This window comes from Streptomyces sp. NPDC014991, from assembly GCF_043080665.1.
Taxonomy (GTDB): Bacteria; Actinomycetota; Actinomycetes; order Streptomycetales; family Streptomycetaceae; genus Streptomyces.
This window is the reverse complement of the sequence record NZ_JBIBVY010000021.1, coordinates 65826-91103: the sequence shown is the minus strand read 5'-3', so window position 1 is coordinate 91103 and position 25278 is coordinate 65826. Positions and strand designations below refer to the sequence as shown.

The window sequence follows — 25278 nt, the reverse complement described above, 5'->3', positions numbered from 1 at the left end:
ACTCGGTTGCCGGCGACGCGACCGCACTCAGGTGTGTGGCGCGGTCCAGGAAACGGATACGCGCGACCTATGCTTCGATCCCCGTCTCCCATACCCATAGTTTTCCGCCGCTCGTGTAGACGAGAACCGTGCCGTCAGGGCTCAGGGCGATGGCTTCGGCCAGGACGCCGTGGTCACGGTCCAGAACCAGCGACCGCGCGATCTCGCCGCTACCGGTGTGCCAGATACGTATCGTGCGGTCCAGGCTGTTGGTGGCCAGCAGATCGGAAGACGCCCCGGCCCATGCAATGTCGGTGATCTTGTCCCTATGGCCGATCAGCGCGTGCTTGAGCGTTCCGGAACCGTCCAGTACCAGAGCGTTCTTCGGAGCGGAGCGGTAGATGGTGGCCGCGTCCTCGTCGTCATCGGACGCGGACACCGGGCGGCCGCTGACGACATCCCACCGGTGTCGCCGGGTTTCGTCGTCAACGCCGTACAGGTACCTTCCGGTCGCACTGAACTCGACCGGGAACGCGCCGGACCGCATCTCGTGGAGAGTGGTCGTCCTCCGGCCTGATCGGACGTCCCACACCACGATGGTGCCGTCCTCTACCACGCTGGCGATGGTGTGGTTGTCCGGACTGAACGCCAGGGACACCACTGTGTCGTCGTCCCCGAGGCGCAGGGCCCTGCGCTCTTTTCGCCCGGAGACATCCCACACCCTGATGGTGCGGTCGGCGACATCGTCGTCAGCGGCGGCCAGCAGGCTCCCGTCGGGAGTGAACCGCATCGTCGAGATGTCGCCCTCATTACCGGTAAGGGCGGTGATCTTCTTGCGGGTAGCCACATTCCACAGGTCGACGGAGTGGGCCGTACTGCTTGCGAATGTCTTCCCGTCGGGACTGAACTCCACCGCACTCGCCCATCCGCCCGTCGCGAGCTGAACCGGCCCATCGTCGTGGGGGGTGAAGGCGTACGTCGCCACGACGATTCCCGCGAGCGCGAGAACTGCCACCGTCTGCCGGATAAGACGAGGGCCGTGATGCCGCAGGCCCTCGGCGTCCGGATCCGGCGGAATCCTGATGCCGACGTGGGGTGGTGCCGCCGCACGAAACGCCGCGTCCAGCTTGTCGGCCGAGTGGTGGGCGTCGCCCATTCGCCAGGTGAATCCGCTTGTGCCGCGGAAGCGTCCGGCGCCGAACAACGGCACCCTCTTCTTGACGGCGGCCGGTACGGTCGCGGCGATGTGCAAGGTGACAGCCGTCCGGCTGCTCCGGCCGGTGATCTCGGCACGAGGCCGGGTGGCCAGGACGATGCCGTCGATGTGTTCCCAGGCGATCTCGAGGTTGACGTTCCCCGGTGCGTTGGGGCGGACGTCGCGAGGAAAGACAGTGATGCCTTCAGTACCGAGGGCGAAGCCGCGCCACCAGACGACCGGAGCGGTTCTCAGGGCCGTGACGAACGCGAAGGCGGCCGCCAGGCCGATGGAGGGAACAGCCAGGACGAAGAGGGGAACCGGCAGGATCCCGAGCTCCTGCAACGCTGTGAGCAGCTGCAGGATCCTCCAAGCGGCCCACCCGATCAGCCCACTCAGTACGATGAGGAAGAGAGAGGCGACGTACCGCACGGGTTTCGACGGAGTGGTCGTATAGGGCTCGGTGCCCTCACCGCTGTTCCCGTTGTCTGAAGCCCGTCCAGCCGCCCGGGATCGCGCCGGTGACCTCGCCGGCGGTGCCGTGTTTCGTACAGAGGTGGGCCGCTCCTCCCAACCGAGCCGTCGGCTGCCACCGTTGTTCAGTTGTGCCTCACGGCGGTGGAGGGCGGCAGCGGAGTCGTCGGCCGGCCCTCGCCGCACCGGTGATCCGGAAGCCGGGTTCCGGCCGAGGGCGGACGCCTGTCCCGTCGTGCTCGCTCTGGCTCTCAGTCCTCGTGCTCCGGCGGGGCCGTGGCGGGAGGTCGTACGGTTCTGCCACGCGGCTGGCCGGCCGGCGCCCTCGTCCGGGCGGGCGTTCCGCCGCACCGAGCCGGAATCCGTCTCCCGGGCCGAGACGATCGCCGCGCGCAGGCACACCGCCGCTTCCGGCCCGCCCATGCGTCCGCTCGGCTCCCGGACGAGAAGGCCCTCGATCGCGGGTGCGAGCGCGGGATGGTGGTCCAGTGGCGGAGGGTCGTCGTGGAGGATGGCGCGGATGGTGGCCGCGGTGGAGCCGCGTTCGAAGGGGCTGCGGCCGGTGGCTGCGTGGTGGAGCGTGACGCCGAGGGACCAGAGATCGGTCGCGGGGGTGGGGGAGTGGCCCTCGAACAGCTCGGGTGCGATGTATCCGGTGGAGCCGGCGACACCGGTGCTGGTGAGACGGGTGTCGTCGATGGCGTGCGCGATGCCGAAGTCGACCAGTTTCACCTTGTCGTTGGGCAGGACGAGGATGTTGCTGGGCTTGATGTCCCGGTGTATCAAGCCGATGGCGTGTGCGGCGTCCAGCGCTTCCAGTAAGCGGAGTCCCAAGCGGGCCACGCGCGACTCGGGCAGGGCGCCGTGCTCCTCAAGGACGGTCGCCAGGGAGGGTGCCTCCACCAACTCCATGACCACGTAGACCGTGTTGTCCTGCGCTGTGCCCGGTATGAGGTCGTGGACGGCGATGACCCCGGGGTGGCGGACGCGACCGGCGGTACGGGCCTCGCGCAGTGCCCGCTCACCGAACGCAGCCTGCTCCCGGGTGGGCAGCCCGTGCGGAACGCGGAGTTCCTTGACCGCGACGGTGCGGCCGATCCGTTCGTCGGTGGCCCGCCAGACGATCCCCATGCCGCCCCGCCCGAGCACCTCCGTCAGCCGGTAGCGCTCCGCGACCAATCTCGGCCCCTGAGAGGAGTCCGTCCCCGTCACCACCGCGCTCCTGTCGGATCGCTTACCGGTCGGCGCCCCGTACGCTAACCTGACAGCAGATTAGCCACTCTTGACGCGCGGTTGAGGTCTCACGGGGGAGATCCGAGACGATGGCTCAAAAATTCGTCTGCGATCCACAGGAAGCGGACTCAGTCGCGCGGGAGTTGACCCGCATGCGCTCCGACCTCCGGCTCTCGGCACCTCAGCCCTTGGCGGATGCCGTGAGCACGGTGGCCGGCCCGGTCGCGGAAGCACTCGCTGAATTCCTCAACGCCGTCACCACAGCCCGGACCGACCTCATGGCGTCGGTCGATACGGCCGCAGGACTCTTCGCGGGCCTGGCGGAAGGCACGCTCGACCTCGACCAGGTCCTCGCCGAGCAAGTCCTGGAGATGTGAGGAGAGACCGATGGCGGATGTCAGTGTCGGCTACGACGGTGTGCAGCAGGCGGCGTCACGGCTGATCAGCGGGCACACCGAGATGAGCGAAAAGCTCCAGGCCCTCAAGAGCATGATCGACCAGCTGGTGGCGAGCGAGTTCCGCACCCAGCTGGCGTCGTCCAAGTTCCAGCAGTCGTACCAACAGTGGACGACGGGCACTCACAACATGATCCAGGGGCTCGAAGGGATGGCGGCGTTCCTCAACGACGTCGTACGCAGCCACCAGGAACTCGACGCACGGCTGGCGGGCGGCGCGGGCAGCTGACCGGCCGGGGCGCCTGACCATGGAGGACTGGAGCGTTCTCGACCTGGCGCGGGACCCGGTCCCGGGCGACCCCGCCCGCATACAGACCCTGGCGGCGCGACTGCTGAGGGAGGCGGAGTACGCCGAGCAGCACGCCAGCCGCCTGGGCCAGGTCGCCGCCAACAGCATCGACCTGCGCATGCAGGGCGACTACGCTCCTCTGTTCCAGCAGCGGCTTGCGCGCCTTCCGCAGCAGGCCGCCGGTCTGGGTCCGGCTCAGGAAAGCTGCGGCAGGGCGCTCATCGCGTACGTGCAGACCCTTGAGCAGGCCAAGATCCAGTCCCGCGCCGCGCTGAGCCGGGGCATGCAGGCGGACGCCCAGTACAAGGCTGCGTTACAGCAGTTCTGCACGCTGGCGCCGGGGTTCTCGTACACCGGCAGCTGGCGCGAGCTCGACGAGTCGTTCGCGCTCAGGTGCACCCAGTACCAACGCCCCGAGGTCCGCGCAGCCGCCGCACGGATCGGCGCCTATGCCGCCCAGGCCGAACGGGAACGGCAGGCCGCCGCCACGATGGCCCGACAGATGGCGCGGGTTGCGGCCGAAGCGGAGACGCGGTGTGCGCAGGCCATACGCGCCGCGATACCCGCGCTCGGTGCGACTGCGGCGGCCTCCGGCAGGAACGGCCTCGCCGACACGACCCCGCTGCTGCTGCGCCCGCCGTCGCTCCGGCCCGACCTGGTGGAGCTGGGCCCGGCAGCCCGCAACGCCGAGCGCACCCCGTGTGTGGGCGAGCCGATCGACGTGGCGACCGGCGCCATGCTGATGACCCAGACGGACCTGACCCTGCCCGGCAGCCTGCCTCTGCAGTTCACGCGCACCCACCTCTCCTCGTACCGGGGCGGTGTCCGCTTCGGCCTGACCTGGATCTCCACCCTGGACGAGTGTCTCCAGATCGACGGCGAGGGCGTCGTCTTCGCCGCGGCTGACGGCATGCGCCTGGTATATCCGGTGCCGCAGCCCGGCGTCCCGACGATGCCGGCCAAGGGCCCGCGCTGGCCCCTGGAGTGGGACGGCAAACCGGACGGCGCGACGACGGTCACCGACCCCTCGACGGGCGTGACCCGCACCTTCGCCGCCCCCGTCCCCTCCCCGTCCTTCGGCGTCTTCCACCTGGCCCTGGACTCCTGGAGTGACCGCAACGGCAACCGCATCGACGTCGAACGCGACGACGACGGCATCCCCTTCGGCATCCGCCACTCCGGCGGCTACTACGTCGCCGTCGACACCCAGGGCCCTCGCATCACCGCCCTGCGCCTCCTGGACGAACCGCCCTCCCGCTACCGCCCGTCTTCCGCGCCCGACGAGGGCACGGTCGTGATGCGCTACGGCTACGACACCGCCGGTAACCTCACCGAGATCGTCAACTCCAGCGACAAACCCCTTCGTTTCGCCTACGACACCGAGGGCCGCGTCACCCGCTGGACCGACCGCAACGGCACCTGGTTCTCCTACGTCTACGACGACCGCGGCCGGGTGACCCGCACCGAGGGCATCGACGGCATCCTCTCCGGCACCCTGACCTACGAGGACACCACCCGCACCACCACCTACACCGACTCCCAAGGCCACACCTCGGTCCACCGGTACAACGCCGAGGGCCAAGTGGTGGAGGAGACCAACCCGCTCGGCCTCGTCACGCGCACGGAATGGGACGAGTACGGCTCCAAGCCTCTCGCCGTCACCGACCAACTGGGCCACACCACGCGCTACACCTACGACGACACCGGCAATCTCACCGGCGTACTCCTCCCCGATGGCACACAGGCCCAGGCCCGGTACAACGCGCTCGGCCTGCCGACCGAGGTGATCGAGCCGGGCGGCGCTTTCTGGCAGCACATGTACGACGAGCGGGGCAACCGGCTGGTGACGGTCGATCCGCTGGGCGCCGAAACAAGGTACGCGTACGACGACGCGGGCCGTCCGACAGCCGTCACCAATGCCCTCGGTCAGACCCGTACCGTGACGTGCGACGCGGCAGGCATGCCCCTCGCCCTGACGGACGAACTGGGCCACACGACGACGGTCCGTCGCGACTCCTTCGGCCGGGTCATCGAGGTGACCGACCCCCTCGGCAACACCACCCGAGTGGGCTGGACGACGGAAGGGAAGCCGGCATGGCGTGAACTGACCGACGGGACGCGTGAGTCCTGGACTTGGGACGCTGAGGGCAACCTGCTCTGTCACACAGACCTCGCCGGTAAGGCGACCCATCATTCGGTGAGCCACTTCGGCGTGCCGGTCACCAGTACCGAGCCGGGCGGGGCACGGTACACGTTCGACTACGACACCGAACTCCGTCTGACCGCCGTCACGAATCCGCAGGGCTTGACCTGGTCGTACACCTATGACGACGCGGGCCGGTTGACAGCGGAGACGGACTTCAACGGTCGTACGCTCACCTACACGCGCGATGCCGCCGGCAACCTGACCGCGCGCACCAATGGCGTCGGACAGAGCCTGCGTTTCGTGCGGGACCCGCTCGGCCGGGTAGTGGAACAGCGCACCGACACGGATGACGTGACCGCGTTCGTTTACGGTCCCGACGGCAACCTGTGCCGTGCGGTGAACGCGGATGCCGAGCTCGCACTGGAGCGTGACCCACTCGGCCGAGTGCTGTCGGAGACCGTGAACGGCCGGACGGCCACCTATGTCCTCGATGCCGTCGGTCACCGGACCCGGCGTACGACACCTTCCGGGCTGATCTCCGAATGGACCTACGACCTGGCGGGGCACCCGCTCACCCTGCGGTCGTCCGTGGGCGCGCTGGACTTCTCCCATGACGCTGTCGGCCGAGAGACACAGCGCAACCTCGGTACGGAGGTGTCGCTCACCCAGACGTGGACCGCGGCGGGTCTGCTGAGCGCGCAGACCCTGACCGCCAGTTCCCCTGACCGCCTCCTGCAGCACCGTACGTACGCGCACCGAGCGGACGGCTACCTCACCGAAACCCGGGAGCTGACGTCCGGTACTCGCCGTTTCGTCCTGGACGACATGGGTCGCGTGACCCGTATGCGCGCTCACGGCTGGAGCGAGACCTACGCGTACGCGTCGGCGGGCCACTTGACGCACGCCGAGTCGCCCGCCCATGGGGCATCAGGTGGGCGGCGCTTCGAGGGCACGCTCGTCCGCGCGGCCGGCCGCACCTCCTATGAGCACGATGGCGAGGGCCGCCTCGTACGCAGGACCCGCAAGCTTCTGAACGGCCAGACCCGTACCTGGACCTATAGGTGGAACGCCGAGGACCGCCTTACGGACGTGATCACCCCCCACGGGACTCAGTGGCGGTACGCCTACGACCCACTCGGCCGACGCATCTGCAAGCACCGGGTCGCCGACGACGGCTCGGCGGCCGACCGTACTGTCTTCGTCTGGGATGACCTGTGCTTGGCAGAGCAGGTCACGGCAGACGGCTGGGTGACAACCTGGGACTACGCGCCGGACAGCCCTCGCCCGGTTGCTCAAACGCGCCACAAGCCGTCCTCGGCAGCTGCCGACACGTCTTTCCTTGCGCAGTTGGCGGAGGAATCGGATCCCGAGTCAGGCACTCGGTTCCACGCCGTCGTCACCGATTCCATCGGCACACCCACGGAGCTGGTCTCCGCGACAGGAGATTTGGTCTGGCAGCGCCGTACCAGCCTGTGGGGTACCCCTCTTCCGGCCTTGGACGAAGCAACGCCACCGGTCGACTGCCCGCTGCGTTTCCCGGGACAGTACGCCGACCTCGAGTCAGGCCTGCACTACAACCTGTACCGTTACTACGACCCCGAGACGGCGCGATACATCAGCGCGGACCCACTGGGTCTGGTTCGCGCACCCGATCACCACGCCTACGTAGCAAACCCATTGGGCTGGAGCGACCATCTCGGTCTCGCCGGAAAGGGGCCGACGGGGCCGAAGAACCCGCTGGAATTCGGGCAAGGTTATACGGGTCGGCGTGATCCCTTCCCCGTGGGCAACAAGGGAAGGGATGTGGAAATCCACGTCTATGACAAGTCCATGCGTGAAGTCGGACTGTACAACAGCCAAGGCTGGTTCAATAAGCATGGCATCGAAGCCTCGGATGTCGAGGTGCCGCCCGGCGTGGAGAACGCCATCAAGGGACGTATGATCTACGAGCTGAGAAAAGTCGGCCGCATCGGGCCCAAGGGGACCGAGGACATCACCGGTGACAAATGGAGGCGACCGCCTCTCGCCGCGGAAGGTTGCAAATGAAGTACGTCACCGCCGTCTGGGACGATGGCGGATTCTACGTGGATCCGACGGCCTACCTGGCCGAGCTGCCGCGTCTGGGCACCGACCTGCCCCCGGGCGCCCGGGCCTTCGCCACTGATCCGGACCACTACGACATTGCGGGTGCCACCCGCTGTGTGAAGGATCTGGAACTCGTCGGGATTCACCTGGCCACCGACAAGAGCGGCGGGCTGGTCCTGGACTTCGCGCCCAACAAGTTCAAGCACGACTCCGGCCTGCGCATCAGCTACTCGGGCGTGACGCATTTCTCCATCGACTATGAACACTCCATCGACTGGATGAGCGTCGACACCGTGCTCCTCGACGAGATCCTTCCCGAGGAGGACGGTGGTTGCGTGCACGAGATCGCGCTCACCGACGCGTCGATCACCGTGCGCTGCGAGGACCTGCGAGCCATATGGGGGGATGCGAGTTGAGGGGCACCAGTTCGTCATCGCCCCGACGGACAGGAAGCACGTCATGGCTGTGCGGTTCACCGGACGGGCCGGCCACGAGTAGGCCGACGGGGCTGCATGCGGGCGCCTGCCTCGGCGATCCGCCCTGGCCGCGGTGATCCACTCCCGAGAGCGTACCGCTTCGCGTTGAACTGGCCCACAGGACCCGAACCTGACGCCTTTCAGCGTTCCCTTGGACGCCTGGCTCAGTTCAGGTCGGCGTGGGCCGGCATTCAACGCTGGACGGTCGTCTCGAAGCCGTCCAAAAGGCAGCGCGGATGGACTCGGTGACCGACGCCTGGCTGATGGTCTCGGTGTCGCTGCGGCGAACAGTCCTCTCAGGTGCGCTGCCAGCGCGTCCGGAGAGGCGTTCAGCCCGGGTCAGCCGTCTACCAGGCGGCGCCGATCAGTCTCCGCCTCGCGCGACCCGGCATGTCCTGGGCACTGGGTGCTGGCCCTGCTCATGACCTCGGTCACGCCCGATGGGAGTCCGCCCGCACCCGCCTGGCCGCCCTTCACACCGGACCGGTGAGGCATCAGCTTCCCGGCCTGCGCAGCATTCCTGACCTGGTCGAGGCAGCGGTGTGACTCGGCCGGCCAGCCGACGCCCACGAGCCGCTCGCACGGCTCACGGACTGGGCACACGAGGCCACGCAACCATGGATCGACGCGCACGTCCGACGCTGCCGCGCATTGCTCGCGCCGGAAGCAGAGGCTGCAGAGCTGTACCAGGCCGTATTGCGGCTACACCCCGATGACCTGCAGTTCGAACGCGCGCGAACCGCTCTGCTCTACGGCGAATGGCTGCGCCGCATGCGCCGCAAGTCCGAGGCCAGGACTCAGCTCCGCGACGCGTTCGAGACCTTCGACGACTCGGCGCCACGCCTTGGGCGGAGCGAGCCTGTGCCGAGCTCGACGCGAACGGGGAAGTCGTACCGAAACCCGAGGCCGCCGGCGGACCACTGGCCGTTCTCACCTCGCAAGAACGGAAGATCATCCGGCTGGCCGTGCGCGGCCTGTCTACTGACCTTCAAAGCGTGGTGTCGGAGGGCTGACGGCTCATGATCCCTGCGATATCCCGAGGACATGAGGTATGCCCAGGGCGGTGGTCTGACCGACGAACGCCGGTTCTTCCGTGAGAAGTTGCGGCTGGAGGCGTCCGAGCGGTTCCGGCACGGCGACGAGAACACGCTCATCGCTGACTCGGTGGAGCCGTCCGCGGCCACCCGACGGATCAGGTTGCCGACGACGTCCCATACGAGGCGGGTGACTGCACCGCCCGGGTCGGTGATCCGCACGAGTCTGCCGAGGGCGTCGCGTTCCAGGCGGGTGATGCCGCCGGCCGGGTCGGTGACCTCCACGGGCAGCCCCGCAGCATCGCAGTGCACCGTGGTGGTGGCGCCGAGGGCATCGGTGATCGACCTCAGGTATCCCCGATCGTCGCAGGCGTACCGGGTGGTGTGGCCGGCCGGGTCGGTGACCGACGTGCGGTTGCCGCGCTCGTCGAACTCCTGCGTGCGGTGGGCGCCGTCCGGCTCGCTGATCTTCACCGGTAGTCCGAGCGAACCGTACTCGACTCGGACTTGGCTGCCATCGGGCCGGGTGATCGCGGCGAGTCGGCTGTCGTCGTCGTAGGCGTGGGCGGTGGTGCGGCCGAGGGGGCCGGTGCGAGTGAGGAGCTTGTCGTGGGTGTAGCGGGTGGTATGGCCGAGGGGGTCGGTGGTGGCGATCACCCGGCAGCGTTGGTCGATGAGGTGGCGGGTGGTGCGGCCGTCGGCGGTGGTCAGGGTGGTGGTGCGGTGGCCGGTTTTGGGGTCGGGCTCGGTGTAGGCCAGGGTGATCTGGACGTGGCCGGCCTCGCCGCCCTCCGCCACGACGCGGTCGTGGTCGTCGTAGACGTAGTCGTAGCGGCTTGCGTTGGAGTCGATCCAGGCGATGACGCGGCGGCGGTCGTCGTAGACGAAGGTGGTGGTGGCGCCGGAGGGTTTGGTGACGGTGGTGAGGTTGCCGTCCTGGTAGCCGTACGACATGAGGGGCAGGTCCGCGCCGCCCGCGTCCGCGCCGGCCAGAGACAGGGCGGTGATCCGACCCTCGGCACAGGTCAGCTTCAGCTGGTGGCCGGCGGAGTGGACGAGGGCCAACGGCAGGCCGTCGTCGGTGCGGTCGATGATGAGGGTGTGGCCGTTGCGTTCGGTGACGGATGCCAGCCAGGCGGCGCCGTCGCCGCCTTGTTCGCCGGGCGGGGCGGTGAAGTGGCGGGTCAGGCCGGTGTCGGAGTCGGTGACCGTGTAGTCGCCGTCGGCGTCGCGGGCCAGCAGGGTACGGGCCCTGCCTGAGTCCGGTGTGGTGGGCGCGCCGGGACCGGGTGCGGATAGGCGATCAGGAGGCCGTCGGCGGTGACGTGGACGACGCCGATGGCGTCGATCTGCAGGCGCTCGTCGACGGTGGAGGTCCAGGACGGCCCCAGGAAGCGGCCGGTTGTGGTGCCGGACTCGGTGCGGCGGGTGAAGACCAGTGGCAGGATGCCGGGGATCTCGAGGTCGGTCTGGGGCAGGAACATCCGTCCCGAGGCGAGGTCCACCGGGTCGGTGCCGTCGGTGGTGCGCTCGCCGTCCGGTCGCTTGTGGGTGCCGTCCGGGGCGTCATCGAGCAGCCGGCGCACCCGTGCGGCGTCGGCGGCGTCCTCGGCGATGCGGATGCCTTTCACCGCGCCGCCGCCGCCACCGGTCGCCACGGTCAGTGCGAGGTCGGGAAGGAGCCGGCCGAAGCCCTCGGCCGGGTCCTTCATGAAGTCGCCGATCATCTGCTTGCCGGTGCCGACCGGGTCGTTGGCGGCGGCCACCAGGCCGGCGGCCAGGCTGTTGAGGGACGTGGCGTACTCGGCCGGGTGCGTGATGTTGTACGGGTCCATGGGGTTGACGCTGCGGACTAAGTTGAGAATCCCCGCCGTGCCCTTGATGAGGCCGCCGCCGACGTGGTCGCCCATGAGCTGCAGCTCCGCCATCAGGTCGCCCAGTTGCTCGGCATAGGACGGCTTCTTCGGGGCCATGTCGCGGGCGGCGCGGACCGCCGTGCGCGCGGTCTCCGCCGCCGAGTTGCGCTGCCCCCGGGCATCGGCGAGAAGGTCCTGCGCATCCTGCATCAGCTTCTCGCCCGGGTCGTCGAACGTCGCCGCGGGCTTGGGCGGGAGTGACCTCGACCTCGGAGCCCGCACGCCCGAGGAGACGGCTGTCTCCATCACCGCGGAGATCATCGCCTAGGCCAACCAGGGCACGGGCCGACCCCTGACCCGGATCACCGGTCCGATCCACCAGCCGCCGAGGTTGATGAATCACCGGTAGCCCGGCCGCACAGAAGTGCCCGCGCCCCCCCCGGGCCGGCCGTGACGCTCCGGGCGTCCGACGGCCCGCTCGGTGGACTAGAAGACCCTGTCTGGGCTGCGTTTTCCCTCAGTCGTGCGGTCTTTGACATCTTTCCGATGACGCATCACGTGGAGTGCGTGGCCATACTGGAGCCGGTGGCGAAGGGCTCTTGACCTGATGGTTCTTCCGGATGTTCAGGCGCGGCAAGGTCTGCTCGACCTGTTTTTCACGGCCCGTCGTGTGGAGCATGTCGCAGGCTCGCGCTACGTGCCTCACCTGCGGCTCGGTGCAGTGGGGTGCGGGTTGGAAGCGCTCTGCCTCGCATTCGAGGGGCGGTGGGGGAACGTCTTGACGCTCGTTCGACACTGATTCTGGCGGAGCGTCAGGATGCTCGCTCGGCTGGCTATCTCACCCGCGCTGTTCGAGCATTGTCACCCCCGTGCTCGGCACGTCCGGAGTTGGCTCCCTTGCTCTGGCCGAGTGCGGCGACGTGGGCCACGAGAGTTTGGTTCGCTGCGCGGTTCTCCTCGGTGAGCTGAGGGATGGTCGTGCGGGTGTTGTCGCCGTCCGTGAACGGCACGTCGACGGCGCTGCGGAGTACGCCGACATGTCCTTCAGGCGTTGGGGGCCATGGCCAGCTGGAGCAGGGTGGGTGCCCGGCTCGAGGAGAGATATCCCATGGCCAATTCGGTGCTCAACGCCTGTGCACGCGCCGTGTCCCCAGGATCCTCCTGAAGCCGGGTCAGCTCCGCCTCACCACGGAAGGCACGAGCGGCGGGCTGCGGTGGTGGGCCTCCGGTCGTGGAGTTCCTTGCGCCGGGTCGTCAAGACCACGAGCCCTGGAAGGCCCCGACCCGTGCGTCTGATTTTCGCGTGCCCGGGGGTGGCGTACGGGTCCTGACCGATGATCAGGACCCGCACCGTTCGGTCCGGCCGGGACGTAGGTGCGTCTCGCGGCGATCTCCGCGCGCAGGAAGTCGCCCATCTCGGCGATCCGTCCCGCGACGGGTTCCACGCCCTCGCCCGGCCCGCTTCGACGATCTCATGCAAGGGTCGTGGTGCCACGGGCGTCACGCTGCTGCCGCGCACCCGCCGACGATCAACCGATGGCCGGAGCACCACCCCCGTGCCCACGGTCCCGCGGGCACGCGGGATCGGCCGCCGCCCCCGGGACCGGTCAGCCGGCCACCGGCACCCGTGCGCTCGGTCGACCGGCCACCGTCGCCCGCGCCCGCTCAGCCGACCACCGCCGCCCGCACGCACAGCACGTCCGGGAGGTGCGCGGCCAGCAGCCGCCAGCTGTCGCCGTCGTCGGCCGATGCGAACACCTCGCCGTTGCGGTTGCCGAAGTACACCCCCGCCGGGTCGGCGTCGTCCGTGCACAGCGCGTCCCGCAGCACCGTGCCGTAGTGGTCCTCCTCCGGCAGTCCCTTGGTCAGCGGCTCCCACGTGCCGCCCGCGTCCGTGGTACGGAAGACGCGGCAGCGGTGCCCGGCGGGCACCCGGTCGGCGTCGGCGTTGATCGGGAAGACGTACGCCGTGCCGGTCCGGCTCGGATGCGCGGCCACCGCGAAGCCGAACGTGGACGGCAGGCCCTCGCCGATGTCGGTCCAGTGCCCGGCCGCGTCGTCGCTGCGGTACACCCCCCAGTGGTTCTGGAGATACAGCCGGTCCGGGTCGCCCGCGTCTCTGGCGACCTTGTGCACGCACTGGCCGAACTCCGGGTTCGGATCCGGCAGGAAGACGGCGGAGACACCGGAGTTGGACGGGGCCCAGCTCGCCCCGCCGTCGGCCGTACGGAACACTCCCGCCGTCGACACCGCCACGGTCACCGCCCGCGGGTCGCGCGCGTCGGTGAGCACGGTGTGCAGGCCCTCACCGCCACCGCCCGGCACCCACTGGGAGCGGGTCGGGTGCTCCCACAGCGGCCGGACCAGCTCGAAGCTCTCGCCGCGGTCCGTCGAGCGGTACAGCGCCGCCGGTTCCGTGCCCGCGTACACCACGTCCGGCTCGGCGGCGGCCGGGTGCAACTGCCAGACACGCTCCAGGGAAGCGCCGGTGTCCCTGGGGAAGCGGACGGCCGGCTGCGCCGGTTCGGTCCACGTGCGGCCGAGGTCGTCGGAGTGGAACACCGAAGGACCCCAGTGCGCGCTGTCACCGCCCGCCAGCAGCCGGGGCCGGGGGCCCCGGGTGTCGATCGCGACCGAGTACACCGCCTGCGCGTTGAAATACGGACTCTCGTCGAACTCCCAGGGGCCACCGCCCCGCTTCCGCCCGATGAACAGGCCTTTGCGGGTGCCCACCGCGAGCAGTACCTCGGCCATGCCGATCACCTCCGGGACGTCTTCGTCCAGGTAGCCGTCAGATATCGGCCAGTGTGCACCCGACCACTGACACCCTCCCCCGGTGGACGTGTCATCGCAGGTCACAGTCGTGTCGCCCGGCTGTGGCGAAGACTGGCCGGGCCCGTTGCGGCATGCGCCTGCGCGGAAGCGGTGTCTCGTGCGACCGTCGGGGAGACGGCTCGTCGTGAGCAACGGAGCGATCTCTCCCGTATGGGAGGACGGTCCGACCGGTCGGTGCGCTCGTGAGGAGGATGCCCTTGAAGGCGTTCCGTGGTCCGAAGGTGTGGCTGTGGCGCTGGCGGCGCAACCCGCTCAAGCGCCGGGCCGACGTGCTGGAGGCCTGGGTGCTGCTCGGTACCTTGCTGCTGATCGTCCTGGCCGGAGTGCCGGCCGGCCTGGCGACGGCCCGCTCGGTGGAGCACGGACTCGCCCGCGAGCGCGCCATCTGGCGCCCCGTTGTCGCCCGGGTCGTCGCCGCCCGGGTCCCGGGGCCGTCCCGCCGCTCGGGCGGCCACGCCTCCGCCGGTGCACGGAGTTGGGCCGAGGTCCGCTGGACGGCGGCCGACGGCTCCGCCCGCACCGGCCAGGTCAAGGTGGAGCCCGGTATCGGACCCGGCACGCCGGTCACCGTCTGGACCGATCCGCGGGGCCACCTCGTCAGCCGTCCCACGACCGCTTCCGAGGCCGCCTTCCGGGCCACCCTGACGGGACTCCTGGTCGGCGTGAGCACCGCCGCCGTACCCCTTGCCGGCGGCCTCGCCGCGCGAGTCCGCCTGGCACGCCGGCGCCTGGACGCCTGGGACACGGAGTGGGCCCGCCTGGGCCCACAATGGGGACGCACGGTCTGACGCCGGATGCTCCGGTGCAGTCGACATCGGCTTGTGGACCGCTGATGCTCCCGCAAGCGGCCCCGGCCGGCCGCGTGCCTGCGTCTCCGCCTCGGCTCCACCGGCCGGCCGCCCGGAACGAGATCAGTCCCGGCCGGGAAGAGCGCGCTCCAGGATGCTGTCGAGGTCGGTGCCCGCGGGAAGCGTGCCGAACGCGTGTCCCCAGTCGCCGCCCAGTCGGGTGGCGCAGAAGGCGTCAGCGACCGGGTGCGGGGCGTGCCGGACGAGCAGCGAGGCCTGGAGCGCGAGTGCCATCCGCTCGACCAGCCGGCGGGCGCCCGTCTGATCGGTTCCGGCCAGTTGGTCCTTGAGCGCGGTCACGGCCGTGTCGAGGCGGGGGTCCGCCCCGCGCGCGAGGGCGAGTTCGGCGAACAGGGCCTCGGCGCTGTCCGGTTCGCGGCCCAGGGCACGCAGCACGTCGAGCGCGTTGACGTTTCCGGAGCCCTCCCAGATCGACAGCAGCGGGGCCTCCCGGTAGTGCCGGGGCATGCCCGACTCCTCGACGTACCCGTTGCCGCCCAGGCATTCCAGGGCCTCGGCGGTGAAGGCCGGGCCCCGCTTGGTGACCCAGTACTTGCCGACGGCGGTGGCGATGCGCCGGAAGGCCCGCTCCCCGGCGTCCCCGCGCACCGCGCGGTCCGCCGCGCCGGCCAGCCGCAGCGTGAGCGTCGTCGCCGCCTCCGACTCCAGCGCGAGATCGGCCAGGACGTTGCGCATCAGCGGCTGGTCGAGCAGCCGGGCGCCGAACGCGCTGCGGTACCGGGTGTGATGCCCGGCCTCGACCAGGGTCTTGCGCATCAGGGTCGCCGAGGACATGACACAGTCGAGGCGGGTGCAGTTGACCATCTCGATGATGGTCTTCACGCCCCGCCCCTCCGGCCCCACCAGCCAGGCGACGGTCCGGTCGAACTCCGGCTCCGAGGAGGCGTTGGACCGGTTGCCCAGCTTGTCCTTCAGTCGCTGGATGCGGAACGTGTTGCGGGTGCCGTCCGGCAGGACGCGCGGCACCAGGAAGCAGGAGAGCCCGCCCGGGGCCTGCGCGAGCACCAGGAAGACGTCACACATCGGCGCCGACGTGAACCACTTGTGCCCGCGCAGCGTGTACACGCCCGGGTCGCCGGTGGGCGTGGCCGTGGTGGTGTTCGTCCGGACGTCCGAACCGCCCTGCTTCTCCGTCATGCCCATGCCGGCGAGCAGTCCGGGTTTGTCGGTGGGGACGCGCAGTTCGGGGTCGTACTCCCGGCTGGTGAGCAGCGGCTCGTACACCTTGGCGAGATCCGGCTGCGTGCGCAGGGCGGGGACGGCGGCGTACGTCATCGACGTCGGGCAGCCGTGTCCGGCCTCCGTGTGCCCCCACACCAGCCCGCCCGCGGTGCGCGCCACGTGCGCACCCGGCCGCTCGTCGCCCCACGGCGCGCCGGCGAGGCCCTCGGCGACCGCGGTGCGCATCAGGTGGTGCCAGCTGGGATGGAACTCGACCTCGTCGACGCGGTGGCCGAAGCGGTCGTGGGTGCGCAGCACCGGCTCGTGCCGGTTCGCCTGCTCGCCCCACTCCTGGGCCTCCACGCTGCCGGCCCGCGCCCCCAGCCGCCGGACGTCCTCCTCGGCCCAGCCGGCGCCCTCCCGGCGCAGCCCTTCGAGCAGGGCCGCGTCCGCGGCGGCGTCGTACGGGGTGAGTGGCGGGGCCTGGTTGGTGACGTCGTGTGTGGCGTGCGGCGGCTGGGGCCGTGGCGACGGCTCCGGCTGTGACTGCGGCGTGGGCTGCGGCTGTGACGGCGACTGCGGCTGCGTGGGAATCGAGGCCATAGGAGCATGTTGCACCCTCTCTACGGCTGTAGCAATATTGCAACACGGGGGGGCGCACGTACAGTACGGGTCCATGCGCACGAACCTCACGGCCGAGCCGGATCCGGCCGGCCTGCGGCCGCTGTCCGCCCGGTCGGTCGTCCTGAGCCTGCTGCTCGGCGCGCATCCGCCGGAACTCCCGGTGAAGGACCTGGTGCGGCTCGTGGAGCCGTTCGGGGTCGGGGGCTCCACGCTGCGGGCCGCGCTGAGCCGGATGGTCGCCGCCGGCGATCTGCGGCGCACGGACACCGTCTACCGGCTCAGCGACCGGCTGCTGGCCCGGCAGCGCCGGCAGGACGACGCGGTGCACCCCCGCACGCGCGCGTGGGACGGCGACTGGGAGATGGTGGTGATCACGGCGACGGGCCGCGGCCCCGCCGAACGTGCCGACCTGCGCGCCCGGCTGACCGCCCTGCGCCTGGCCGAACTGCGGGAAGGCGTGTGGCTGCGCCCGGACAATCTCGAGCGCCCCCTGCCGGCCGGCCTCCATGAGGTGGCCCTGACGTACAGCGCGCGGCCCGACGAGTCCCCGGGTGACCTCGCCGCGGGGCTCTGGCCGCTGGCGGACTGGGCGGACACGGCGCGTTCCCTGCTGGCCCACGCCGCCGGCGCCGGCCACCCGGCCGGCCGCCTCACCGTCTACGCGGCGGCCGTACGCCACCTGCTCACCGACCCCGTGCTGCCGCCCGCGCTGCTGCCGGCCGACTGGCCGGGCGAGGCCCTGCGCACGGCCTACGCCGCCTATCGGCGGGAACTGGCCGGGGCGCTGGGCGGGCGGCGTGAAGCGGAAGAGGGCTGACGGGGCGGGAAGGAAAGGGGGGCCGAGGGTGGGCACGGGAGGCCGCCGCACGCCTGGCCCGGCCCGGCCCGTGGACCGGAACCGGGCCGTCGGTGGCGCCGCCCCTTCCGGGGGCGCCGGTGACGCCCCCGGAGGCTCAGCCGGGGCTCACTTGTAGGTGATGTCCGAGCTGGAGTACTTGCAGTACGTGCCGTCGGGCCCGGAGCCGTTCGTGGTGGGCTCCTTGCCGGTGTTGTTGCCGATGTACTTCTGGCAGGGAGTGATCTTCTTGCTGGTGTCCCCGACGATGGTGATGTTCTTCAGGGTCGCGCTGTCGCCGTAGTTGGTGTTGATGCCGACGAGCTTGTTGCCCTTGTAGGTGGCCTCGATGCCGCTGAGGTTGATGGTCCGCTTGTACTGCGTCTTGCAGTTGCCGCAGGACCGGGCGAAGGTGCCGAAGTTCTTCACGGCGAAGCCCGAGACGTTCAGCGTGCCGGCGCCGTTGAACTGGAACACCTTGTCGCCGGCCTCCTTCGCCCCGCCGCCGCTCACGGTGTAGACGTTGGACGACGAGGAGCCGAGGAAGGTGGCCGCGTCCTCGCCGACGTCCTCCCACCACACGTTCTGGAGTGTGCAGCTGCCCAGGCAGTGGATGCCGTCCGCGGCGGGGGCGCCGATGATGACGTTCTTGACGACGGCGCCGGGGGCCAGTTCGAGGATGGGGCCCTGGTCCTCGTCCTGGCTGTCCGAGCCGAGGTCGCCGCTTCCGTACAGCCGCTTCATCCCGTAGTCCTTGGTGCCGGATACCGAGACGGTGGAGGAGACGGCCTGGCTGCCGTTGGCCGACGGCCAGGTGGCCGCGCCGGCCGGCGCACTGAATGTCATGATCATGCCAAGCGTGAGGCCGAGTGTGGCCAGTCCGCCCAGCAGGGCGCGTGGGGATGTCGTGTGTGAGGTCATGTCCCGGATGCCTTCTTCCGAGTGGGGATCGGACATGTATGTGAAGCGCTACCGCCATGCGGAACGTGCAGCGCACTGCGGAGCGCACTTGTGTGGCAGCGAGGACCGCCGTTGCGGCTCGGCGGTCAAGCTGATGAACGGACCGTAAACGGTAAGCGCTTTCTGGTCAACGCCTCGCGCGGCCGGTTTTCGGCCACCGCGGGCCGCTTGCGCGCGGGGTGGTGGGAGCGCTTCCATGGCGGGCGTGTGCATGCCACCATGACGGCGTCCGGCGCCCAGTACGCACTCGCCGCCCTCAGGAAGGTGTCCGTGAAGCCGTCCACCAGAGCGTCCCTGGCCCCGCTGCTCGGCACCTGCGTCCTCGCCCTGGCCCTGATCGTGACGGCCTCGGCGCTCACGGCGCTGGTCACCGGCGCGCCCCCGGCGACCGCCGCCGCGCGGCCCGGCCGGCACTGGGTGAACACCTGGACCGGGATGCCCCAGCTGACCGAGCCGGCCAATCTGCCGCCGGCGCCGTACACCGGTGCGAAGTCCGTCCTCGTGGACACCACCCTGAGGCAGACCGTACGGGTCACGACCGGCGGGCCGCGCATCCGGCTGCGCTTCTCCAACGCGTACGGCGACACCCCGCTGCCGCTCACCGCCGTCACCGTGGCGCTGCCACGGGACGGCAGGGCCGGCGTCAGCGCGGTCGAGCCGGGGAGCCTGCGCCGGGTGACCTTCGTGGGCCGGGACTCCGCCACCGTCCCGGTCGGCGCCCAGCTGGTCTCCGACCCGCTGGACTTCGCCCTGCGCGCCGGCACCGAGCTGACGGTGACGGCGTACACCGCGCCCGGCCAGGCGTCGCTCGCGCTCACCTCCCACCCGGGCTCGCGCACCACGTCGTACCTCGTGCACGGTGACCGCACGCGCGACGAGGACCTTCCGGGCGCGACCGCCGTCGACCACTGGTACCTGCTCAGCGACGTCGAGGTGCTGGCGCCGGGCCGGACCCGGGCGGTGGCCGTCGTCGGCGACTCGCTCACCGACGGGCGCGGCTCCACGACCAACGGCAACGACCGCTGGCCCGACCGGCTCTTCGACCGCCTCCGGACCCGCCCGGACACCTCGGGCATCGCCGTCCTCAACCAGGCGGCCGGCGGCAACCGCGTCCTCGCCGACGGACTCGGCCCCAACGTGCTCGCCCGCCTCGACCGGGACGTCCTCTCCCGCAGCGGAGTGGCCTGGCTGATCGTCTTCGAGGGCGTCAACGACATCGGCACCGCCGAGGCCACCGCCGAGGCCCAGCGTGCGGTGACCGCCGACCTGACCGCCGGGTACCGGCAGATCGTGGTCCGCGCCCATGCCCAGGGCATCCGGGTCTACGGCGCGACGCTCACACCGTTCGGTGGCAACACCCCGTACGACGACCCGGCGGGCGAACGGGAGGCCTCCCGGCAGCGGGTCAACGCCTGGATCCGCACCCCCGGTCACTTCGACGCGGTGATCGACTTCGACCGGGCGGTGCGGGACCCCGCCACCCCGGACCGGCTGCGGCCCGATCTGCACGACGGTGACTGGCTGCACCTCGACCCGCAGGGCTACCGGGTCCTCGCCGCCGCCGTACCCCAGGGGCTGTTCCGCCCCACCGGGTGACGCACCCCTCGGGTGACCCGGGCCGCGCACGTTCCGGTCTCGGGCGCCCGGGATCCGGGCTCGGCGGGACAGGTGGCGCCGGCGCGGTCCGTGGCGTTCCCTGGGAGGAGGGCGTTCCCCGGTAGCCCGCCCTGAGGACGAAGGACGTGCCCGCAGAGAAGGCCGTCCCCGGGAGAGGAAGAGGTTCCCGACAAGCGAGACGCGTACCCCCGTGGAGAGGGGATGACCGGCGCGGTCGTGGGCACTCGGCGGGGCATACAGGACGAACTCACCCGAGGAGAGTCATGGCTGAGCAGAAGTCGTCGTCGGTCCTCACGGCGCCCCTGCGCGGCGCGGCCTCGGTACTGCGCAGGGTGCCCGGCGCCGGGACGGTGGGCAGGGCGGCGGAGGGAACCCTGGACAAGGTCGGCGCGGTCTCGCCCCGCGGACGCCGCATCGCGGTGTACGCCGGGGCCGGGCTGCTCGGTGCCGCGGGCGTGGTGGAGTCGCCCGTGGCCGTCACCGGCGCTGCGGTCGCCTGGCTCACCCAGCCCCGCCCCGCCCAGCGGACGGAGAGCGGGCCGGGAGCCGGTGACACGGACACGCCGCACCGCGAACCCGCGCACGATCTCGGCACCGCGGCCCTCCGCTCCGGCGGGGAGGGCGACGGGCCGGCACCGGCGGAGGAGAAGGCGTCCGAGCGGCGCGGTGCGTCCGCCGAGGCGGCGGAGGCCGGGAACAGCGAGGCATCCGTTCGCCCGGAGGCCGCCCCCGAAGGCGCGGCGCCGGCGCCCACGACATCCCCCGGCCCCCTCGGCCCGACCGTGCGGCCCGACCGCACCACGCTCTGAGGAGAGTCATGGTCCTCGGCCTGCTGACGGCACCCTCGGCCGCCGCCCGCCTGCTCCCGGCGGCGCCACGCCTGCTCGCGCGGGCGGCGGCACCGGCGGCCGGGCTGGCCGCCGGTGCCGCCGCCGGGACGGCACGCGCGGGCGTGCGCGGCGCGGACACTGCCGCGCGGGTCGTGCGGGTGGCCCGCAACGCGCTGCCCGGCGCCGGCGACCACTGGCGGTCCGGCGCCCGCACCCACCTCGCGCTGCGGCCCCTCGAACACGAGGCGGCGCACCGCGCGGGCGGCACGGCACATCTCGCGCGCCGGATGGCCGCGGCGCTGGCGGAGCACCCCGACGTACTCGTCGCCTACTGGGACCAGGGGCTGGCCCGCCTGGTGGTGACCGCCACCGAGGAGGAGGCCACCGACCGCGTCATGGAGCACGCGGCCGAGCTGGCCGTACGACACGGCCTCGTCCTGGCGGGCGGGGACGTGGAGGACACCACGCATCCGGCCGACCCGGCCGGTGTGCGCGCCGCGGTGGCCACGCTCGCGGCCGACGCCGCGGGCATCGGCGTCGCCCTCGCCGCGTACGCGCTGCGGCTGCCGCCCTCACCCCGGACGGTGACGGCGCTGGTGACACTGGCGCGGGAGAACCCGCGGTTCCGCGCATGGCTGCGCGCCCGGCTCGGCGAGTCGAGGATGGATCTCGCGCTGGCCTGCGCGAACGCCGCCGTGCACGGCGTCGGGCAGACCCCCACCTCCCTGGTGCTCGACGGCGTCCTGCGAGCGTGCCAGGTGGCCGAGACGGTGGCCCGCTCGGCCGCCTTCGACGCGGTGCACGACGAGCTGTGCGCACCGGAGCGGATCAGCCTCGCCCCGGAGGGCCCGCCACGCCCACCGCTGCGCGAGTCCCCGGCCCAGGAGTACGCCTCCCACGCCTCCGCGGGCAGTGTGCTGGGCGCGGCGGCGACCCTGCTCGTCAAGCACGACGGCGCCGAGGCGGCGGAGGCGGTGCTCGCCGGCTCCCCGAAGGCCGCCCGCTACGGTCCCGCCGCCTTCCACGCCGTACTCGGCGCCGCGCTGTCCCGTACGGGCGTGCTGGTGCGCGACCCGGCCCGGCTGCGCCAGCTGGAGATGGCCGGCACGGTCGTCCTGCACCCAGGGGCGCTGCGCACCGACGAGGGCGAGGCCGACCCCTGGACCGAGCCGGTGCTCGACGCGGCCCGCCGGGCGGGTCTGCGGGTGGTGTTCGTGGACGACCCGGCGCTGGAGGACTTCACCGGACTCGCCGACCAGGTCGTCGACGCCCGCCGCCCGCTGGACGACGTCGTGTACGAGGCGCGCGGCGACGGGGGTGCCGTGCTGGTGGTCGCCCGGGTCCGCGAGGCCGGCCGGCACGACGTCCTGGCCGCACTGCGCGCAGCCGACATCGCGGTCGCCCTGACGGACGGGGGCGGAGCCGTGGTGTGGGGCGCGGACATCCTGGCCCTGCACGGCCTGCCGGACGTGTGGCGGGTGCTGACCGCGATCCCGGCCGCCCGCGCGGTCGGCCGGCGCGCCCAGACCCTGGCCCGTTCCGGCGCCGCGCTGTCCGGGCTGCTGGTGGCCGTCGGCGAGTCCGGTGGCGGACGCGGACGCCGTTCCCTCCTGCCGGGACTCCGGCACGCACCCGTCGACGCCGGCGCCGCGGCGGCCCTGATCTCCGGGGCACGCGCCGCGCTCGCCGTGGCGGCGGCCGGCACCCCGCACCCGCGCCCCCGCGTGCACTGGCACGAACTGGACCCCGACCAGGCCCGGGAACGGCTGGCGCACGAACCGGAAACCGAGCCCGGCGCCTTCGAGGAGCTGACCACCCGGGTGCGCAAGGCGACCCGACGCGTCACCCGGCACCCGGCCGCCGCCCCCGCCCGCTGGTCCTACCAGCTGGGCCGCGCCGTCCGCGGGGAACTCCAGGACCCGCTCACCCCGGTGCTGGCGGTCGGTTCGGCGGCGTCGGCGATCCTCGGCTCCGTCACGGACGCGCTGCTCGTGCTCGGTGCCCTCGATCTGAACGCCCTGGTCGGTGGCATCCAGCGGCTGCGTGCCGAGCGGGCGCTCTCCGGACTGGTCGCGGACCAGAAACAGAAGGCCCGGCTGGTGCCGCCGGAGAGCGAGGCCCCGGCGGGCGGCACCCGCACCGTGGAGGCGGGCCGGCTCCGGGCCGGCGACGTGATCCAGCTCAAGGCGGACGACGTGGTCCCCGCCGACGCCCGGCTGCTGTGGCAGGACGGCCTGGAGGTGGACGAGTCGGCCCTGACCGGCGAGTCGCTGCCGGTGGAGAAGCAGACGGACCCCACCCCGCACGCCCCCGTCGCCGACCGCAGCTGCATGGTCTTCGAGGGGACGACCGTGGCCGCGGGACAGGCCCGGGCCGTCGTGGTCGACACCGGTGAGCGCACCGAGGCCGCCCGCGCCGTCCACCTGGCGTCCCGTACGCCCCCGTCCGCGGGCGTCCAGGCCAGGCTCCAGGAACTGACCCGCAAGGCGCTGCCGCTGACCCTGGGGGGCGGCGCCGCGGTGACCGGCCTGGCACTGCTGCGCGGCACCCCGATCCGCGAGGCGGTCAGCGGCGGAGTCGCGGTGGCCGTGGCGGCCGTACCGGAAGGGCTGCCCCTGGTGGCCACCGTCGCCCAGCTCGCGGCTGCCCGGCGGCTGAGCCGCGGCGGTGTACTGGTCCGCACCCCGCGCACGCTGGAGGCGCTGGGCCGCATGGACACCATCTGCTTCGACAAGACCGGCACGCTCACCGAGAACCGGCTGCGTCTGGTGCGGACCTGCGACGCCGACGGCACGGTCCACGGCGTGGACGACGCCGGGTCCGAGGGCACCGTACGGGCCGCCGCGCGGGCCTGCCCCCGGCTGAACGGCGGCTCCGACCGGCCGGTGCACGCCACCGACGAGGCCGTCCTCGCCGCGGCGGGTCCCGACCCGGACTGGACCCAGCTCGCCGACCTGCCGTTCGAGGCCGCGCGTGGGTACGCCGCCGCCGTGGGCCGCAGTGGAGACGGGCCGCCCGTGCTCGTGGTCAAGGGCGCCCCGGAGACCGTGCTGCCCGCCTGTGCCGGCCTTCCGGAGCACGCCACCGACTCCGCGCACGCGCTGGCCGGGAGCGGCCTTCGGGTCCTGGCGGTGGCCGAACGACGGCTCGGCGCGGGCGAGCAGGAGTCGGACGCCCTCGAACGGGCGTTGGAAGGGTTGCAGTTCACAGGTCTGCTGGCGTTGTCCGACGTACCGCGCGAGACTTCGACGGCGCTGGTGAACGGCCTCAACGGGGCCGGTGTACGACCCGTCATGCTCACCGGCGACCATCCGCAGACCGCTCGGTCCATCGCCGCCGACCTGGGCTGGCCGGAGGACACCGTGGTGGTCACCGGCGACGAACTGGCCGCGGCGGACCGTGCGGCCCGGGCCCGGATGCTGCGCGACGCGGGCGTGGTGGCCCGGGTGGCGCCCGAGCAGAAACTCCAGGTCGTGGAGGCGCTGCGGGACGCGGGCCGGGTGGTCGGCATGGTCGGCGACGGCGCCAACGACGCCGCGGCCATCCGCGCCGCCGACATCGGCGTCGGCATCAACGCGCGAGGCTCGGCCGCCGCGCGCAACGCCGCGGACATCGTGCTGACCGACGACGACCTGACGGTGCTGATCGACGCGGTCGGCGAGGGCCGCGCCCTGTGGCACAGCGTGGCCGACGCCATCGCCATCCTGATCGGCGGCAACGCCGGCGAGATCGGCTTCGGCATCATCGGCACGCTGCTGTCCGGGCGGGCGCCGCTGTCCACCCGCCAGATGCTCATGGTGAACCTGTTCACCGACCTGTTCCCGTCGATGGCGGTCGCCGTGACGGAGAAGGAGGGCGAGGCGGACCTGGGCCACGTGGAGGAGGCGGCCGGTGTGCTGGGCGAGCCCCTGCTGCGGCAGATCCGGCACCGGGCCCTGACGACCTGCCTCGGTGCGGTCACGGCCTGGCTGATCGGCCGGTTCACCCCGGGCACCGCCCGCCGCTCCAGCACCATGGCGCTGTGCGGGGTCGTCGGTACCCAGCTGGTGCAGACCCTCCTCGACCGGCGCGACAGCCGCCTGGTGCAGGTCACCGCCCTGGGTTCGGCGCTGGCGCTGGTCGCCGTGGTCCAGACCCCGGGCGTCAGCCGCCTCGTCGGCTGCACCCCGCTCGGCCCGGTCGCCTGGGCCGGAGTCGTGGCCGCGATAGCGCTGGCGCTGGCGGGCCAACGCACCCTGCCCCGCCTGGAGCGGACGATCGGACGCCTCCTCCCGACCGCGACCTGATGGACGGCACCACCGGCCGGACGGACCACATGCCCGGCC

13 protein-coding genes and 3 pseudogenes are annotated in these 25278 nt (G+C 71.8%); 10 read left to right on the top strand and 6 right to left on the bottom strand.

Features of this window, described 5'->3' with window-relative positions:
* Positions 1-67 precede the first annotated feature (67 nt).
* Positions 68-2860, bottom strand: coding sequence for a protein kinase (locus ACF1BE_RS28035; RefSeq protein WP_392201794.1), 2793 nt, complete (start codon positions 2858-2860; stop codon positions 68-70).
* 110 nt (positions 2861-2970) lie between these two features.
* Between ACF1BE_RS28035 and ACF1BE_RS28030 the strand changes: the two genes are divergently transcribed.
* The 4 genes from ACF1BE_RS28030 to ACF1BE_RS28015 are packed head-to-tail and all read left to right on the top strand — an operon-like array spanning position 2971 to position 8272.
* Positions 2971-3258, top strand: coding sequence for a hypothetical protein (locus ACF1BE_RS28030; protein WP_392201793.1), 288 nt, complete (start codon positions 2971-2973; stop codon positions 3256-3258).
* A gap of 10 nt (positions 3259-3268) precedes the next feature.
* The gene (locus tag ACF1BE_RS28025; protein WP_392201792.1) at positions 3269-3565 is read left to right on the top strand and encodes a WXG100 family type VII secretion target; all 297 of its coding nucleotides are present in this window, start codon (positions 3269-3271) and stop codon (positions 3563-3565) included.
* A 19-nt stretch (positions 3566-3584) separates the two neighbouring features.
* A complete protein-coding gene (locus ACF1BE_RS28020) occupies positions 3585-7817 on the top strand; it encodes a DUF6531 domain-containing protein (RefSeq protein ID WP_392201791.1) in 4233 nt (1410 codons plus the stop codon).
* On the top strand, positions 7814-8272 hold the full coding sequence (locus ACF1BE_RS28015) for a hypothetical protein (protein ID WP_392201790.1): 459 nt from the start codon (positions 7814-7816) through the stop codon (positions 8270-8272). Before ACF1BE_RS28020 ends, ACF1BE_RS28015 begins: the two co-directional genes overlap by 4 nt.
* 1217 nt (positions 8273-9489) lie before the next feature.
* Here ACF1BE_RS28015 and ACF1BE_RS28010 read toward each other — a convergent pair.
* Positions 9490-11483, bottom strand: a pseudogene (locus tag ACF1BE_RS28010) (DUF6531 domain-containing protein); the annotation flags it as partial.
* A 1-nt stretch (position 11484) separates the two neighbouring features.
* Between ACF1BE_RS28010 and ACF1BE_RS28005 the strand changes: the two are divergent.
* A pseudogene (locus tag ACF1BE_RS28005) lies at positions 11485-11631 on the top strand (XdhC/CoxI family protein); the annotation flags it as partial.
* Positions 11632-12522: 891 nt separating this feature from the next.
* Here ACF1BE_RS28005 and ACF1BE_RS28000 read toward each other — a convergent pair.
* Positions 12523-12771: pseudogene (locus ACF1BE_RS28000) on the bottom strand (uracil-DNA glycosylase); the annotation flags it as partial.
* A 116-nt stretch (positions 12772-12887) separates the two neighbouring features.
* Positions 12888-13976, bottom strand: coding sequence for a WD40/YVTN/BNR-like repeat-containing protein (locus tag ACF1BE_RS27995; RefSeq protein ID WP_392201789.1), 1089 nt, complete (start codon positions 13974-13976; stop codon positions 12888-12890).
* Positions 13977-14248: 272 nt separating this feature from the next.
* Between ACF1BE_RS27995 and ACF1BE_RS27990 the strand changes: the two genes are divergently transcribed.
* Positions 14249-14845 (top strand): hypothetical protein, encoded by a 597-nt coding sequence (locus ACF1BE_RS27990; protein ID WP_392201788.1) that lies wholly within the window; start codon positions 14249-14251, stop codon positions 14843-14845.
* A gap of 123 nt (positions 14846-14968) precedes the next feature.
* Here the strand turns inward: ACF1BE_RS27990 and ACF1BE_RS27985 are convergent, their stop codons facing one another.
* Positions 14969-16690: an acyl-CoA dehydrogenase family protein gene (locus ACF1BE_RS27985; RefSeq protein WP_392201787.1), complete on the bottom strand. Its 1722-nt coding sequence runs from the start codon at positions 16688-16690 to the stop codon at positions 14969-14971.
* Between the two features lie 73 nt (positions 16691-16763).
* On the opposite strand from ACF1BE_RS27985, the gene ACF1BE_RS27980 reads away from it, so the two are divergent.
* Positions 16764-17528 carry a PaaX family transcriptional regulator C-terminal domain-containing protein gene (locus ACF1BE_RS27980; RefSeq protein ID WP_392201786.1) on the top strand — a complete coding sequence of 255 codons (765 nt, stop codon included), beginning with the start codon at positions 16764-16766 and terminating at the stop codon, positions 17526-17528.
* A 147-nt stretch (positions 17529-17675) separates the two neighbouring features.
* Here the strand turns inward: ACF1BE_RS27980 and ACF1BE_RS27975 are convergent, their stop codons facing one another.
* The gene (locus ACF1BE_RS27975; RefSeq protein ID WP_392201785.1) at positions 17676-18467 is read right to left on the bottom strand and encodes a pectate lyase; all 792 of its coding nucleotides are present in this window, start codon (positions 18465-18467) and stop codon (positions 17676-17678) included.
* Between the two features lie 342 nt (positions 18468-18809).
* Between ACF1BE_RS27975 and ACF1BE_RS27970 the strand changes: the two genes are divergently transcribed.
* The 3 genes from ACF1BE_RS27970 to ACF1BE_RS27960 all read left to right on the top strand — a co-directional run bounded on the left by ACF1BE_RS27970 (position 18810) and on the right by ACF1BE_RS27960 (position 25239).
* The gene (locus tag ACF1BE_RS27970; RefSeq protein WP_392201821.1) at positions 18810-20102 is read left to right on the top strand and encodes an SGNH/GDSL hydrolase family protein; all 1293 of its coding nucleotides are present in this window, start codon (positions 18810-18812) and stop codon (positions 20100-20102) included.
* Between the two features lie 284 nt (positions 20103-20386).
* Positions 20387-20932 carry a hypothetical protein gene (locus ACF1BE_RS27965; protein WP_392201784.1) on the top strand — a complete coding sequence of 182 codons (546 nt, stop codon included), beginning with the start codon at positions 20387-20389 and terminating at the stop codon, positions 20930-20932.
* Positions 20933-20940: 8 nt separating this feature from the next.
* Positions 20941-25239, top strand: coding sequence for an HAD-IC family P-type ATPase (locus tag ACF1BE_RS27960; protein WP_392201783.1), 4299 nt, complete (start codon positions 20941-20943; stop codon positions 25237-25239).
* The last annotated feature ends 39 nt before the right edge of the window (positions 25240-25278 follow it).

Excerpts from the sequence above, each read along its gene's own strand:
- ACF1BE_RS28030 (WP_392201793.1), top strand. The coding sequence starts at position 2,971 with ATGGCTCAAAAATTCGTCTGCGATCCACAGGAAGCGGACTCAGTCGCG.
- ACF1BE_RS28025 (WP_392201792.1), top strand. The coding sequence starts at position 3,269 with ATGGCGGATGTCAGTGTCGGCTACGACGGTGTGCAGCAGGCGGCGTCA.
- ACF1BE_RS28020 (WP_392201791.1), top strand. The coding sequence starts at position 3,585 with ATGGAGGACTGGAGCGTTCTCGACCTGGCGCGGGACCCGGTCCCGGGC.
- ACF1BE_RS28015 (WP_392201790.1), top strand. The coding sequence starts at position 7,814 with ATGAAGTACGTCACCGCCGTCTGGGACGATGGCGGATTCTACGTGGAT.
- ACF1BE_RS27995 (WP_392201789.1), bottom strand. The coding sequence starts at position 13,976 with ATGGCCGAGGTACTGCTCGCGGTGGGCACCCGCAAAGGCCTGTTCATC.
- ACF1BE_RS27990 (WP_392201788.1), top strand. The coding sequence starts at position 14,249 with ATGCCCTTGAAGGCGTTCCGTGGTCCGAAGGTGTGGCTGTGGCGCTGG.
- ACF1BE_RS27985 (WP_392201787.1), bottom strand. The coding sequence starts at position 16,690 with ATGGCCTCGATTCCCACGCAGCCGCAGTCGCCGTCACAGCCGCAGCCC.
- ACF1BE_RS27980 (WP_392201786.1), top strand. The coding sequence starts at position 16,764 with ATGCGCACGAACCTCACGGCCGAGCCGGATCCGGCCGGCCTGCGGCCG.
- ACF1BE_RS27975 (WP_392201785.1), bottom strand. The coding sequence starts at position 18,467 with ATGACCTCACACACGACATCCCCACGCGCCCTGCTGGGCGGACTGGCC.
- ACF1BE_RS27965 (WP_392201784.1), top strand. The coding sequence starts at position 20,387 with ATGGCTGAGCAGAAGTCGTCGTCGGTCCTCACGGCGCCCCTGCGCGGC.
- ACF1BE_RS27960 (WP_392201783.1), top strand. The coding sequence starts at position 20,941 with ATGGTCCTCGGCCTGCTGACGGCACCCTCGGCCGCCGCCCGCCTGCTC.